Below are 15,592 nucleotides of genomic sequence, written 5' to 3'. Positions count from 1 at the left end.
TTAAGGCTTCAGAATCTTTCCAGCCACCATAGTAAGTATACTATGCGGTGCGGTATGAATAAGATAAGGCAATAATTCTTTGGGCTTGATATTCCCTCTTATAGAGAAACCTGCAATATCCGCCTGATAGCCCGGTTTAAGCACCCCCACTTTTTTATGAATATTCAATGTTCTAGCTCCATTAATAGTACCCATCTTAAATATCTGAAAATAACTTAATCCATTGTAATTTTCAGCGACATATTTCATTTCCTTAAGAATATGCAAATCGGCGTTACTGCCCAATCCATCTGTACCGAGCGATACATTTATCCCGGCTTTAAGTAATTTTCTGAATGGGTGATTCCTATGCCCAAAATACCGGTGACTATTAGGGCAAAATACGACGCTGACACCTGATTTAGCCAATAATCTAATATCATTAGGCGTCAAATAATTACAGTGCACAAAAAATGCCGGCGGACTGAGCGTTCCGAGTTTATCCATATATTCAACCGGCGTGCAGAAAGGAGGTTCCCAGGTGTCATAGTAACGAGCAATCTTCTTAAGATAACCGACCATTTTACCATTTCCATTTTTAGTAAAAGCCACTTCCTCCTTAAGTTCCGAAAGATGGGTCGACATAATACAACCATGGCTGCGAGCCATAGAAAAAAGCTTCTGATAAAGCGGTCCAGAAACAGAATACGGCGAGTGCGGAGCAAAACCAACGTTAAATAACGGGCTCTGCCGGACCGAGCGGCATATAAATTTCGCGTCCTTTGCAGTGACATTCGCCGAAACCGGATCAAGATTGAATATTTCCTCAAAAACAAAACGCCTTATAGGGGCTTTCAATTGCGCTTGAGCAACCCTTAAAAGGTGCGTATGATCACCAACGGTAGTAATCCCGTTTTGGATGCAAACTTTATATCCGTGCGCGACCGTCTTATTCATAAAGTCAATGGTCAGTAATTTCCTTGTCTTTATTACTTTTTGCGCCCATTCGGTAAAACTCTGGGGAGGTTTCAATCTGGGAGCCCCCTGCGGCTTTATCCCGCCGTAAAGTTCGGGACCTTCGAGATGCGCGTGAGGATTAATCAATCCTGGTATTAGCACCGCATTACCTAAATCATAAACCCGGCCTAAAGATTTGATATGTGACACGGACTTAATGGTATGACCGCCGATAGAAACATAACCATTTTCTATTACTTTACCCGCTTCAGGTATAACATATTTGGCGCGCAACAACATCTATATCACTTTCGGTAATTCGATAATACTCTTAATAACCACATCCGCATCATATAGTTTATCGGAATTAAAGTCTTTAAACTCTCCTTGAAGAACGCGTACTGTAAAAATCCCTATTTGTTTCGCACCGATGAAATCCTCACTCGGATTATCACCCACGTAAACTGTTTCAGAAGGATTAACATTCAACTTTTCCGTAACCAACCTGTAACAATAGGAATTAGGTTTAGCGTATTTCTTAGGGTGTTCAGCGGAGCATAGAATCAAGTCAAATTTATCCTCAATTCCAAGTGTCCTAATCTTATTATATTGCATCAAAAGATTCCCGTCTGTCAGAATTGCCAGCTTATACTTACGCCCTAAAACATCCAACATCTTCGGAACACCCCGATAAGTGCGTATTGACGATTTATGGTTATAATATATCTGCAATAAACGCCCCATCAATTCTGGTGAAAAAATCCCCAAAACATTCAATAAATTTTCCAGAAGAAATTCATAGTGCGACGTGCGAACTTTCCAGATACGATAAAATAAATCCAGGGTTGCCTGATAATTCAAATAATATGATTGGGAAAGGTACTTAATAATCTCTTTAAACGCACTCTCAACATAATACTGTTTGTCATAAATAGTATTCCCCAAATCGAATATAACCGCCCTAAACCTGCAGGCCTTTCCGCGGCGACTCTTACTGCAGGATTTTTCCCCATCCGCAGACTTACATTTCCCAGCATTATGCTTCAACATTTTTAAACTATATTTCACCATTGCAAAAAGTCAACTTATTTACCCATAGCCTTATTAACAATATCCTCACCTATGCGCACAAGCTCATCGGCCCGCTCTTGCGAAAGCGCATCCGCATATATACGGATAATTTTCTCCGTTCCTGATTTTCTTAATAGCAACCATGACTTATCATTGTAAACACGCTTCAATCCGTCAATGGTAACATTTTCAATCATATTTTCAGTCGCCTGCTCAAGCCATATTTTTTTAACCCGCGCCATTATCTGTTCCGCCATATGAGGCGCATACTTAACATTATGCTTAACTTGGAAAAACTTGCTGAACCCGCTCGCAAGTTCCGACAGCAGTTTCCCCTGACGAGCCATAATTTCAAGTAATTTCAAAGAAGCCAATATACCGTCTGGCCACAAGCAATCACGAGCAAAATAATATTTACCAGACTCTTCGTATGAAAAATCAGCTTTTAAATCCCGGACAACTTTCAAGGTTGCCGGCTGTCCGATACAACAATAATGAAGTTTGGCTTGCCGATCAGCAACTACTTCACTTATCAATCCGGATGAATTTATAGGTGTTACACATACGTCACCACAATTCAGTATATCACGTGCAAATACAGCTCCAATCAAATCTTCAGACATGACCTTCCCTGTTTCATCAATAAACAATACTCTATCGGCATCAACATCTGTAGCAATTCCCAAAATGCAGTTATTTTCTTTAACTTTGGCGGCCGTCTCTGCTAAATTCCACCGACGAGGTTCAGCTGACCTTTTCGGCACAGGAGCCAACTCACTATTAATTACCGAAACCTCACATCCTAAATTCTTCAAAAGTTCTGGTAAAACTAATGTGGCCGGGCCGTTAGCCGGATCAACCAAAACATGATACTTCTTTGATTTAATGATAGCCTGATCAATCTTCTCCAGTAAAAAATCGCGGTATATCCTCAAAGCGTCATCGGCTTTGCGATATAACCCTAACGCCTCTAGTGGTATTTTAGTGGGCTGGGCTTGATCATATTCCGCATAACGCTTTTCAAGTTCACGTGCCAATTGATCATCGAGGTAAGAACCGTCAGATTTCAATATTATTATTCCTGTCATATTAAAAGGGGTATGAGAACCGGTTATCAATACACCACCATTAAGTTTATATTTCACCACGTAGGTGGCTAACCCTCCGGTCGGTACCACGCCACAATCAACAACATTCACTCCACGTGAACGTAAGCCACTTGCTGAACTCATCGCCAAAATATCCGCGCCATAACGGGAATCGTAGCCAATCGCCACGCCGCCCCTATTGCAAAGGTAATCAGCAAAAACCTGACACATCTTCATTACCAACAGAGGCGTAATTTCAATATTGATTAACCCCCTAATGCCGGCCGTACCAAACATTTTTCTTACTTGAGGAGCAGACCGACCCTGATTAGATTCATCAAGCTGTGGTATCCTGAAAAGTTTCTTAGATTCTTTATCACCGGAATCCTTTTGTCCGAAAGTAAACCTAAATTGACCAGCTTCTTTTGTTTTTTTACGCTCTTCCAAAGATGGTATCTTAAAAAGTGCCCCCTCAGATGGCTTATGTTTACCTAAGTTTACATGCAGCTTGGAAAACATAGCGGGAGAAACAACAACCATATAAGCAATTAATATTAAGGCACCCACCATGACAATAACTCTGATAAAATCTTCAGATGAAATATAATCAGGCAGTATCAATTCGCTGACTATTACCACACTGATAAAAACAATCAGAAGGATATAAACTATTATCTTCATATTAGCACTCTGCTTTTCCTTAATCGATAACCGGAAAAGTAGCAAATAACCCCAATAATGCAATAAATACAAGTCAGTATAACCCAATTGGCATAATTGTATGGATAATAAGCTCCTATGACCGACTGTTTATAAAGCTCTCCGGATCTTAAAATATCATGAGAAAAAAAACTTGCAGCCATCGTCAAAAACGGATTACCAAAAACCGTTGCCTTAATAAAAAATTGTCTAATAGATGGATTAAACACAAAAGCTTCAACCAGAGGATTCGCAAAAAATACCCAACCGCACAAAAAAAACACAACCGCATACATAACTATCTGCGCCAGAATTTTAATAGTATTTAAGTTTGATAAAAAAAAATGCAGCCCGCCGATTAGCACTGACCATGATGCTAAGAATAGAACCAGAAAAATATACCTTTTAACTGTAAGGGAATAGGAACTATCCTGAGCTAATAAAACGGATAGCCCAATAACTAACACCACAATGCTGGTTAAAATAAGTATTCTTAAAAGAAATGTCCTTAAATGCAAATCCTTATCGCTAATCAACAAAGGGATGATTAAACCGACAACTATCGGACCGGAATAAGCGATAATCGATACAATCATATCCCGTCAATGATACTTTTAATCCCGATAAGCTTAACAAGAAGTGATTTTAAATCTTTTAAAGCTAAAGAGTTCGAACCGTCGCATAACGCACGATCTGGTTTGGGATGGACCTCTAAAAATAAGCCATCCGCACCAGCGGCGACACCAGCCTGAGCCAGATGCTTAATCATATCACGCTGCCCCGCCGATTTTCCAAGTCCACCGCCGGGCAGTTGCACACTATGAGTCGCATCATAAACTACTGGGTAACCGATAGATTTCATAATCGGTATTGAACGCATATCATTAACCAGGTTATGATATCCAAAAACCGTTCCCCGTTCGGTTAATATAATGTTATGGTTACCGCAGGAGGAAACCTTCTCAGCGATATATTTCATGTCGAGTGGGGCCATAAATTGGCCTTTTTTTAGATTAATCACACGCTTAGTCCGTGCGGCAGCAATAACCAAATCTGTCTGGCGACAAAGCAGAGCCGGTATCTGGATTATATCCAACACTTCTGCCGCCGGTTTTACTTCAGAAATCGAGTGAATATCCGACAAAATATGGAATTTAAATTCTTTTTTCAGGCAAGCCAGCACTTTTAGTCCGTCTTTCAAGCCAGGACCTCTGTAAGAACGATGGCTTAACCGATTGGCCTTATCATAAGACGCTTTAAACACAAAGGGAATACCTAATTCATCCGTAATATCCTTGAGTATTTGGGCTGTTTGGAATAATTCCTTTTGCCCACTTTTTGGAGGTATCACGCAAGGGCCGGCTATCAAGAATAACCGGCTATTTCTACTGAGTCCCATATGATTAAGCTTAATTCTATTCCCCATATTTTTACTTCTTAAGAAATTCCAATAACTCCCAAACTACCACGCCGGCCATTTCCTTCTTAACCACTCCACCGGGAACTTCACGTGACACCCAAGCGCGATAAATAGTCGCGTGTTCACCCATGGTTAATTCATGACTCATAACCTTACAATCAATTTCATGCTTACCAACTTTAACTACTTCCTCGCTGAACGCAACAGCTATACCCGGCTTAGCAATAACCGCAAGTGGGTATTCAGTAACACCTTCACTGCGCCATTCATCATTAACCAAAGTTGAAGTTTCCAGTAAAATCTCGGCCGGCAACACGTCAACCACTGTCTGTTTCTGTTCTATAACAGCACTATCCGATGGACGCATAATTTTATAATGAACATAACTGCCTTTCCCGAAACCTGCCCAAGGATTATTTGCGTCAAGTTGCTGATGGCTTGATTTAACAACTGATAGCTCCGAAGATTGGCATCCCGAAATGAATATGGCAACAAAAAAATAAAATGCAATGAGAATTCTCATTTTAGGTATCTTACGATAAAAAGATGGGACGCACCCATTACTCAACCTCGATAATATCGGGACTGAGTGCTGAGTGCGTCCCAGTTAACCTGTTACTTCGTTCCAAAGTCAACGACTTCCCATACGCAACGACCCGCCATTTCCTTGCGGACCATACCTCCCGGGACATCTTCACTCATCCACTGTTTCATTACTGTGGCCATATCGCCGATTCGGTATGTCATATCAATATAGGAGCAAGTTATCCCCTTCTCACCAATCTTGAGCATGGTGAGTTGAGACTGGCGCGCTGAGCGCGGTATTGGCAGCAAGGATACATCGTGAGCATCCTTTTTCTCCCAATTCTCGCCGACCAGTTCTGATGTTTCAACGATACCTTTTTCATCGTTTACTTCAACCAGAGTCGCCTTGAACATCGTTTCCTTGCCATCAGGAGCTACTACCTTGTACTTAATCCACGTGCCCTTGGGGAATCCGGCCCACGGTGCCTTTATCTGGACAACCTCTTCTAAGCCAGGGGTAATATTGGTTGTACCGAAGTCGATAACCTTTCGGACTTCTTTACCGCCCATTTCCCTCACGGCTAACCCGCCGGGTATCTCGTCGCACATGTAATTCTTCACGCTGGTAGTTGTCTCACCCATCTTTATGGGCATATCGACGACCTTGCAAATAAGCTCCTTATTACCCACTTTGACTGTAGCAGTAGCGCGGGTTTTATCACCCGGCTTACCGATTGGCAGTAACGAAACAGGCTCCATTCCGACTTTTTGCCATTTATCACCAACTCTCATCGATTTAACGATTACGCCTTGGCCATTGGCAATCCTGTGAATAGATTCTCTGTATTCGTATTCCATGCCATCTGTCGGGCTGAGCACCTTATAAAGCACCCATGAACCTTCCGGAAAATTCGCCCATGGCGCCTTAATCTGCCCCTGACCCGGGGTTAAGGACACTTCCTTGACCTTGCCTCCTGTTGCTTGGCAGCCTACTAACAGCATCACAATCATGATGCTTCCTATCCATTTCTTCATCTGTATTCACCCCCTTTCTATATTTTTATAATAGATTACATTAAAAAAATCGTCAAGAAAATCAAATAATTCTCTTTATTGATACTATCGTAATATCGTCATGTTGAGGCGCGGATCCTTTAAATTGCTCCAGATTATTTATCACCGACTCAATATAGCGGCTAGAACTATACTGAGCCAGTTGTCCGGTCAGCTCGAAAAATCTCTGCCCGCCGAACTCTTCATCAGCCTCGTTCATCGACTCGGTCACGCCATCAGTGTAGGTTACCACACGGTCATAAACCCCCAGTTTTACGGTCATTTCTTTTATGGTTCGGTCGAATACCGCCCCCCGGTCAAACCCCAAGGCAATTCCATTAGGATTAACCAGCTCGTACTTTTTCTCGTCAAAACGCCAAACCAACATGGGGTTATGGCCAGCACTGCTCATAGTTACTATGCCGGTTTTCGTGTTAATAATGTAATACAAAGCCGTCACGAACATACCGCGCCGGATATCCTTGGCTAATATTCTGTTTACTTTGCTTAAAACACCGGCTGGCGACATATTGTGTTCGGATTCCATCCGGATTAAGCTCCGGGTCATGGTCATAATCATAGAAGCCGGCACGCCCTTACCGGAAACATCCGCCACCACAACACCTATATTATCATCGTCTATCCTGATAAGGTCATAATAATCACCGCTGACCTCATAGCACGGCTTATAATGCGCACCGATATCGTAATCCGGAACAACCGGTATTTCTTTGGGCAACAGATTATACTGTATTTCACGGGCTATACTAAGCTCCCGTTCTATCGCCTTTGTCTCCATCTCTTTCTGGTGCGCGGTAGCCAGGCTAAGAGTCATTTGGTTAAATACTTTAGCCAGCACGCCGACTTCGTCATCAGTCTTAACGGTGGATTGGTGTCCCAACTCTCCCTCACTAACCACTTTCATATCTTCCATCAATGTCTTAACCGGCCTGGTAACCTGTTTAGCCATAAAATACCCTAGTAAACCGCCGATTATGATTGTCAGAATAGCCGGGAATAAGAAACCTGCCAATACCCGGCTCATGGTTTCATCTATTTCTTTAGCCGACAAAAACAGGTAAATTTTACCGCCGCGCAAACCTTCCCTATCAATAATGTTTTTCACGAATAGCCTGGTTCTAACCTCAACCCCCGTTTTTGCTTCCCGATAAAGACCTTCCGTAATATCTATATTCTCCTCTGAAACATTAAAAATAGATTTGGCATTACTCATCGAAAGCTTATCACCCTTGCCCCTAATGCTTAAAAGATGGTATCCCTCTGGTTCCTTGGTTATGGCAATGTTCATTATAGTCGGTTCCTTGGCACCCACTTTATCCCTGAGCTTTGAGTTCGAATCAAAACTAACCAGAGGGTTATAACCCTCGCCATTCTTTTCAACTTCCTTGCTTTTATTTATCCAGTAATCAATATCCATGACAGATAATGCCTTAATCAATCGGATACCAGCCTTGTTAATTTCAGTCTCCATAGCCGATTCAACGGACGACTTGGCCATAAAAACCAGGATTAAAATAGCAATGGCCGTGATAATAGAAGTATATAGCGTATACTTGATTGCCAGAGACATGCCGGTGGGCTTCATGCCGAAAACATGCTGGGTATGTTCCGGTTCAGGCGCAGCTGGCTGTTTGGCGGTTGGCATTTTGGAGCTGGATATCTTGCCTGTGCCGGTCTTCTTTATTACAGCCGAAGTCCCTCCGGTGCTCTTAGCAGACTTCATCACGCCGCTCTGTCCGGTCTTAGGCAGATTATGTTTTCCGCTACCTTCCATACTCATATTTCTACCAAATTAAAATATCATATCAAGCATTTCATAAGTTGTATTAACAGATTAGCATATACTCCGGCCAGCAAATCATCCCATACGATACCGCCCCGTATCTTTTCCAGCCGTTTTATCGGGAACGGTTTGACGATATCAAAAACCCGGAATGCGCAAAATCCGATTATGGCGTAATAAAAACCTGCCGGCAGGAATAGCATAGACACAAAATACCCGGCCCATTCATCGATAATAAAAGCCCTCGGATCAGATTGGTTAAAATACCTCTGCGCCCATGGCTCCAATAAAAAACTGGTAATCGTATAAATGATGGCCAGTCCGGCCAACACTATGGTCATATCATCAGGCCGGCCGGCCAGCACCCAGATAAGGCAATAAATAGCCAGCGCGCCCAAAGTCCCGAATGTGCCCTTCAGTGCCGGAACCTTATGCGCATAACCGCCGGTGACAATCCCTAAAAAGAAAAGATCTTTCATTCAAGATCACTTCTGCTGACAAGCTGCTTGGCCTTCAAAAAGTAGGTCAGACCCGATATGACTGTAGAAATAATAGTAAGCCAAATGAACGAATGAAGTATTATACCCGGCACCGGCCTGTTGCGAAAATATCCGACATATAATAAGACAGCCACTATGGTAAAACACTGGACCAAAGTCTTCTGCTTGCCCCAGGACGTGCTCGGAAATGCGATTCCTTTGGCCTCGGCCATACCCCGTATCCCGTGCACTAAAAACTCTCTGGTGATGATTACCACCACCATCCAGGCGCTCAGGAACGGGTTCAGCGCATCCCAGCTGACAAAAAATATAAACGAACCGCAAACGAGAATCTTATCGACAAACGGGTCGGCAATCCGCCCAAAGTTAGTAACCATCTTGTACTTCCGGGCCAAATACCCATCCAACGCATCCGTCACAGCCGCAATCAGGAATACAACGATGCTTACATCCAGCATCTTGGGATTTATAACGTCCTTATGCACCGAAAAATACAAAAGTATGAAGTAAATTATGGACAGGAAAAACCTGCTGACCGTTATTTTATTTGGTAAGTTCATACAATCCCCATCAAATCGTAATTCTTAACCCCGGTTACTTTAGCCCTGATAATACTGCCCGCCTTCAGCGACTTGCCGGTCTTAATAAAGATGTTCCCATCCACCTCAGGCGCATCGCCGTAGGTCCGGCCAATATAGCCATTATCGGAAATCGAGTCAATTATTACATCTATTTTCCGCCCGATAAGTTTCTGGTTATGCTCAAAAGCTATCGACTGCTGAAGCCGCATCACTTCATCCAACCTGGCCTGGCTTACCTTGTCCGGCACCTGACCGGACAGCCTCGAGGCCGGAGTGCCCGGCTCCCGCGAATAGCGGAAGGCGCCCAATCTTTCGAACCTTACCTGCTTCAGGGAATCCATCAACTCGCGAAAATCATCTTTAGTCTCGCCCGGGAACCCGACAATTACCGTGCTTCTGATATACAACCCGGGAATCTCAGACCTTAAATCGGAAATCAGGTCGATGACCTGTTCCTTCGACACTCTTCGGCACATCCGTTTTAAAATATGGTCGCTGATATGCTGGACCGGTAAATCCAGGTATTTCACCACCTTGGGCAATTCGGCCACCGCTCTAATCAACCGCTTTGAATAATGGGCCGGATGGGTGTAAAGCAGCCGAATCCACTTCAGTCCGCTTATCCGGTTAAGCATGGCCAATAACTCAGGCAGTTCTGTCCGCCCGGATTTATATGAAGTCGTATCCTGGGCAATGATATTCAATTCCCTGACACCATTGGCAACCAGTTCCTTCGCCTCTTTGATAATGATTTCAGGGCGCTTGCTCCTGTATGCCCCGTGGATGGACGGTATGACGCAATAGGAACAGCGGTTATTGCAGCCCTCGGCAATCCTCAGATATGCAAAGTGGCCGGGCGTGACCCGCAACCTCCGCGTATCCTCCCGGCACAATCTGGCCGGTTTGGACACCGCCCTATTGACGCCTAATCCGCCGCATATGCCGACGATATTGTCGCGATCGAACACGCCGGCCACCGCACGGACGCCTTTGCCGAACTTCCGCCGTATCAGCTCCGGATTCCTCTGGACCAGGCACCCGGCCACGACCACTTCCGAGCCGCCGCCGGATTTTACCGCTTGCTTAATTACATCAAGAGACTCATTCTCGGCCTCTTTGATGAAACAACAGGTATTTATCAACCAGATATCCGGGATGTCATTGGATTTGGCCTCATCAATAATCCTATAACCGGCCCGGGATAATTTGCCGAGCATCACCTCAGTATCAATAAGGTTCTTCGGACAGCCCAGGCTGACACAACGGACTGTTTTCATCAGAATTTTAAACCGCTGACTACCGTCTTAAAATCACCCTCTACTTCGCCAAACCGCTCATCCGCAACTGATAAGAATATAAAGAATGTCTTGCCGTTGCCCTGAGTAAGTATAAAAATATTCTTTATGCTAATATCCTGAATCTTCCCGGTGAACAAACATTCATAAGCGCTATTGCCGTTTATGGTCGTCTGCTTAATGGCGTTGGCGCTAAAATTCTCGAAAAACTGGTAAGCAATCTCCTTGAATGTTTTATTGAACAGGTCGCGGGTCAGCTCCTCGGCAATTTCAATTCCGCTGACGATGATTTTGGCTTCGCCGGCGCCTATCAGTGTCACCGATTCGAGCGACTTGTTTTTCACCTTCCAACCGGACGGCTTGGGCATGCTCATGCCCAGCAAGGCGTTCTCTATCAATTCTTCGCTCTCGGATAGGAATTTCTCCGGCTCGGCTATCTCAATCTTGCGGTCCTGGTCGTTGAATGACTCTATGTTCATCTTGGCCATTCCCAAAAGCTTATTCATCTTGGCCGATACGTTCGATTCCTCGCGGCCGTCGTCGTCCTCGCCCATTTTTATGTATATGGCCGGACAACCGACCCGGTTGACCATGGTGTCGACCGGCAGCCATTTGCCCAGGTAAACCTCGTTCCAATAGTGCGTGTTGAAGTCGCCGCTGATATACATAAAACCTATGACATTGCGCGTCGGCAATCCGGCCGCCCGGGCCAGCGAGCTGAAAAGAATCGCGAACTCCTCGCTGTTGCCCTCCTTGTCCTTGAGTATGTCCTTGGCCAATTTAGTGGCCGCTCCGCCTTCACCTATCTTGACGTTCTTATAAATCCAATCGGTAAGCAGTTTAACCGCCTTAAACCCGTCCGTCTCGCCCTTAACTATATCCTTGGTCTTGGCTGTAATAACAGGGTCGTTGCAGGTTATCCGCGGCGTCTGCTCCAGATACTTCTTGAAAGCGCCGTCCTTGACCGGCAAGCTCACCGTGCTGTCCGGGCCGACCCGGATTTCCTTCAAAACCACCTGGTACTCCGTCTTCTGCCCGGTCACTTCCTGATACTCGGTCTCCGGGATAATCGCGTCCGACTCCTTGGACAGAACCATCTTCATCCGCATGGCTGATATCCGCCCGGTAAAAGGCACGCTGAAATTGGTCTTCAACGAACTTGATATCGTCCCGGCCTTTTCCTGATTTTTAGCGTTCTCTTCCGAGGTCAATTCCATCTTCAACCCCGACCCCTCAATCATCCGCTCTACGCCCTTGGAATCAACAACTATGGTAAGCAATTCGCCCGGCTTGTCCGACCTAGTCGACTCGACTACAAAAACCGTCTCTTCCTTGGCGCCGGTTTTTACTTTATCCTGTCTTACCACCTTTATATTCTCGGTGTTGATACTCTGTGAACCTTCGGAAATGACCTTGAATGTGGCGCTGGCGTTGGGCTTGAGCAACCCCTTATTCTTGAGCAACAGCCCGTTGACCGCAAAAACCACGCCCTTCTCGAAGTTTATGGCCTTGTCCTGCTGCCCACCCTTGAATATTATCTTGCCGGCCGCCACGACCACCTCGACATTGCGCTGGCGGTCCTTGCTCTTTTCCGTCTTGGTCATCTGGATGGGTACAAAATCCAGGCTGGTATAACAGGTCATAATCTCGGACTGTTCAATTGCCTCGCCCTGCCCGGACTGAATCTTTAACTGCTGTTCCTCGGTGAATTTATAACAATCCTTGCCCTGGTATTTGACCTTCTCCACCAGCGAATGGGCATGCCCTATCTTCTGCCCCTGGTACATGAGATCATACCAGCTGTCGCTGACCGCATTGGATTTCTTGTCCGCTGCGCCGATACTGGCCAATCCTAAAACCACCAACAACACCCCGGCCGTGATATTTCTGGCAATCTTAGTCATATAATTTATCTCCTTTTGGGCTTATGGTAGACAATAAAGAAAACAAGTCAAATAATTACCCAATAATTCAACCGCTGATTCCGTCCCTCAGCACGAACACCAGCTTCTGGTAATAACGGATGTTATGGAGTGACATCAAAGACAGCCCGAGTATCTCCTCAGCCTGAAACAGGTGCCTCAGGTATGATTTGGTAAAATTACGGCAGGTATAGCAGTCGCAGTCCGGGTCGAGCGGCGACTTATCTGTCTGGTACTGCAGGTTCCTAATCCGGACCACGCCCTGCGAGGTAAACGCCCAGCCGTTGCGTCCGTTGCGGCTGGGCAGGACGCAGTCGAACATATCCACGCCCAGCTTGATGGCCCGGGCGATATCCTCCGGCGTGCCCACGCCCATCAGGTACCGGGGCGCGTCCTCGGGCAGCAGCTCCATCAGCGGCTCGAGCGTCTCGAACATGACCGAGCTATCCTCGCCCACGCTCAAGCCGCCGATGGCGAATCCCTTGAAACCCATTGCCTTGAGCGCCTCGACCGATTCCTTGCGCAGGTCCTTATAAGTTCCGCCCTGAACGATGCCGAACAGCATCTGGTCGTCGCGCCGTTTGGCGTCCAACGACCGCTGCGCCCACTTGAGCGTCCGCTCCAGCGCCGACTTGGCATCCGAATAACTGCTCGGATACGGCACCGGCTGGTCAAACGGCATGATGATATCCGGCCCAAGCGCCTCCTCTATCTCAATCACCCGCTCCGGCGTGAAAAACACCGTATCGCCGCTGATCGGCTCGCGAAACTCCACACCGTCATCGCTCAAGCGCACCAAACCGCCCGACTTCCCGGCTGCTCGGTCCGGCTTGGCCAGTGAAAACACCTGAAACCCGCCGCTGTCGGTCAGTATCGGCCGGTCCCAGCCCATGAACTTATGCAGACCGCCCATCTCCCTGATAATCTTTTCCCCCGGTCGCTTGGACAGGTGGTAGGCGTTGCACAGCAGGATCTGCACGTCAACCGACTTGAGCTGTTCCGGCGATAGCGACTTGACCGTGGCCTGGCTGCCCACCGGCATGAACACCGGCGTCCGGAACGTCCCGTGCGGAGTCCGGAACTCACCGGCCCGCGCGCCGGATGATTTATCCTTCTTGATGACCTTGAACTCGAATGCTTTATCCATATCTGACATAAGAGATTAACAAAACTAATAGGTAGTCAACATAATCATCATTAAGAATAGTCAACCCTGAATTGGCATAAATTCTTGACATATTTCCCCGGCGCGATAAATTCATAGCAGTGATATTCAAATAAGGAGACCTGATATGAGCGAACCATCGACCATACACATCATCGACAGCATCGTCGCGTTCCTGTTCTCGCTGGCCACCACCGCCGCGCTGACCTGGCTGGTCTGGCGGGTGATGAACCGGCTCATCAGCGGAATGCTCGGTCCGGGCATCGGCTTCATCGGCTCTATCTTCGCCGCCTCACTGATACTTGTCAGCGGCCTGAAGATTTCCGTGGACTTCCTGGCCAAGTACCAGAAAATCTACATCGTCCAGGGCATGCTCACCGGCGTCATCGACACCCTCAACGCCTGCATCACGCCCAAGCACCTCAGCCCATTCGAGTTCATCATCATCGTCTCGTTTATGCTCTACATCGGCTACTGGCTGCACACCCGGTTCGCGCCCAAGCACAGCATCGACGACATCAAGCATAAACTGGAACGGACCATCGACTACGACGAGGAAGGCGACCGCAAGCCGCCCTATCCATACTAAATCAGTATGCTCCACATAATCCTCGGCCCGACCTGTTCCGGCAAGAACGCCTTGGCCCGGTGCCTGGCGCCCAAGCTCAATGCAGAAATCATCTCCGTCGACTCCATGAAAATATATTGCCGGATGAATATCGGCACGGCCAAGCCCACCACGGCACAGCGTAAAGCCGTTCCTTACCACCTCATAGACATAGTCGACCCCAACCAGACCTACAACGCCGCCCAGTTCCTGCAAGACTGCGAAGCGGCTATGGCAAAGATAACTAAAAAAGGCAAACTGCCCCTGCTGGCCGTGGGCACGCCTATGTATCTTAAGGTCCTCCTTTACGGAATGTTCACCGGCCCGGCGCAAGACAATGACATCCGGCAGGAGCTCGAAGGACTGTCCCAAACCAAAGGCCCGGAACACCTGCACAAACAACTGGCCCGGGTCGACCCGGCCAAGGCCGAACAGCTCCACCCCAACGACCTAAAGCGCATTATCCGGGCGCTCGAGGTCTTCCGCCTAACCGGACAGCCCATATCAAAGCTCCAGACCCACTTCAAGTCACAGACACTCCGCTATCCGGTCCGGATAATCGGGCTGGAACGCGACCGGGACGAGCTCTACCAGAGGATAAACGACCGGGTCAACCGGATGTTCGAACAAGGGCTGGTCAAAGAGGTCAAGTCCCTGCTCCGTAAATACAAGAAGCTCAGCCCCCAAGCCGCCCAGGCCGTCGGCTACAAAGAGGTCATCGCCCATATTAAGGATGGCATACCACTAACCGAAGCCATAGACACGGTCAAAAAGAACAGCCGCCACTTCGCCCGGCGCCAGATATCCTGGTTCCACAAGTTCCCCGAAGTCAAGTGGATAGATGTAAAGGAAACAGACAAGGTCGACAAAATCGCCAAACTGGTCCAGGAGGAATGGCGCGGAAAAACCGGAAAATAAAATACAGC

At 46.7% G+C, this 15,592-nt stretch carries 15 protein-coding genes; 2 read left to right on the top strand and 13 right to left on the bottom strand.

Annotation, left to right across the window (positions count from 1 at the left end; genetic code table 11):
• From WC980_05705 to tgt, 13 genes are all read right to left on the bottom strand, one after another.
• Positions 1–1,236, bottom strand: a complete 1,236-nt coding sequence (locus tag WC980_05705; GenBank protein ID MFA5794546.1) for an amidohydrolase family protein — start codon at positions 1,234–1,236, stop codon at positions 1–3.
• The gene (locus tag WC980_05700) at positions 1,237–1,986 is read right to left on the bottom strand and encodes an HAD family hydrolase (GenBank protein ID MFA5794545.1); all 750 of its coding nucleotides are present in this window, start codon (positions 1,984–1,986) and stop codon (positions 1,237–1,239) included.
• A gap of 35 nt (positions 1,987–2,021) precedes the next feature.
• A complete protein-coding gene (locus WC980_05695) occupies positions 2,022–3,776 on the bottom strand; it encodes a hypothetical protein (protein ID MFA5794544.1) in 1,755 nt (584 codons plus the stop codon).
• Complete coding sequence (locus WC980_05690; protein ID MFA5794543.1) at positions 3,773–4,390, bottom strand: hypothetical protein; 618 nt, start codon at positions 4,388–4,390, stop codon at positions 3,773–3,775. The genes WC980_05695 and WC980_05690 overlap by 4 nt, the downstream gene beginning before the upstream one ends.
• Positions 4,387–5,220 carry a 3-deoxy-8-phosphooctulonate synthase gene (gene kdsA, locus WC980_05685; protein MFA5794542.1) on the bottom strand — a complete coding sequence of 278 codons (834 nt, stop codon included), beginning with the start codon at positions 5,218–5,220 and terminating at the stop codon, positions 4,387–4,389. Before kdsA ends, WC980_05690 begins: the two co-directional genes overlap by 4 nt.
• A 4-nt stretch (positions 5,221–5,224) precedes the next feature.
• A complete protein-coding gene (locus tag WC980_05680) occupies positions 5,225–5,737 on the bottom strand; it encodes a hypothetical protein (protein MFA5794541.1) in 513 nt (170 codons plus the stop codon).
• 92 nt (positions 5,738–5,829) lie between these two features.
• Positions 5,830–6,744, bottom strand: a complete 915-nt coding sequence (locus WC980_05675) for a hypothetical protein (GenBank protein MFA5794540.1) — start codon at positions 6,742–6,744, stop codon at positions 5,830–5,832.
• 91 nt (positions 6,745–6,835) lie between these two features.
• Positions 6,836–8,587, bottom strand: a complete 1,752-nt coding sequence (locus WC980_05670) for a SpoIIE family protein phosphatase (protein MFA5794539.1) — start codon at positions 8,585–8,587, stop codon at positions 6,836–6,838.
• A 26-nt stretch (positions 8,588–8,613) separates the two neighbouring features.
• A complete protein-coding gene (locus tag WC980_05665; GenBank protein MFA5794538.1) occupies positions 8,614–9,075 on the bottom strand; it encodes a phosphatidylglycerophosphatase A in 462 nt (153 codons plus the stop codon).
• The gene (gene pgsA / locus WC980_05660) at positions 9,072–9,656 is read right to left on the bottom strand and encodes a CDP-diacylglycerol--glycerol-3-phosphate 3-phosphatidyltransferase (protein ID MFA5794537.1); all 585 of its coding nucleotides are present in this window, start codon (positions 9,654–9,656) and stop codon (positions 9,072–9,074) included. Before pgsA ends, WC980_05665 begins: the two co-directional genes overlap by 4 nt.
• Positions 9,653–10,954, bottom strand: coding sequence for a 30S ribosomal protein S12 methylthiotransferase RimO (gene rimO / locus WC980_05655; protein MFA5794536.1), 1,302 nt, complete (start codon positions 10,952–10,954; stop codon positions 9,653–9,655). The genes pgsA and rimO overlap by 4 nt, the downstream gene beginning before the upstream one ends.
• Positions 10,954–12,876 carry a transglutaminase domain-containing protein gene (locus WC980_05650; GenBank protein MFA5794535.1) on the bottom strand — a complete coding sequence of 641 codons (1,923 nt, stop codon included), beginning with the start codon at positions 12,874–12,876 and terminating at the stop codon, positions 10,954–10,956. Before WC980_05650 ends, rimO begins: the two co-directional genes overlap by 1 nt.
• 67 nt (positions 12,877–12,943) lie before the next feature.
• Positions 12,944–14,041 carry a tRNA guanosine(34) transglycosylase Tgt gene (tgt, locus tag WC980_05645; protein ID MFA5794534.1) on the bottom strand — a complete coding sequence of 366 codons (1,098 nt, stop codon included), beginning with the start codon at positions 14,039–14,041 and terminating at the stop codon, positions 12,944–12,946.
• A gap of 145 nt (positions 14,042–14,186) precedes the next feature.
• Between tgt and WC980_05640 the strand changes: the two genes are divergently transcribed.
• Entirely contained in the window at positions 14,187–14,648 is a 462-nt protein-coding gene (locus tag WC980_05640; protein ID MFA5794533.1) for a hypothetical protein, read from the top strand.
• Positions 14,649–14,654: 6 nt separating this feature from the next.
• A complete protein-coding gene (gene miaA / locus WC980_05635; protein ID MFA5794532.1) occupies positions 14,655–15,584 on the top strand; it encodes a tRNA (adenosine(37)-N6)-dimethylallyltransferase MiaA in 930 nt (309 codons plus the stop codon).
• The last annotated feature ends 8 nt before the right edge of the window (positions 15,585–15,592 follow it).

It is taken from the genome of Candidatus Brocadiia bacterium (genome assembly GCA_041658285.1).
GTDB lineage: Bacteria > Planctomycetota > MHYJ01 > JACQXL01 > JACQXL01 > JBBAAP01.
The sequence above is the reverse complement of the archived record's forward strand: the minus strand, read 5'-3'. Positions and strand labels throughout refer to the sequence as shown.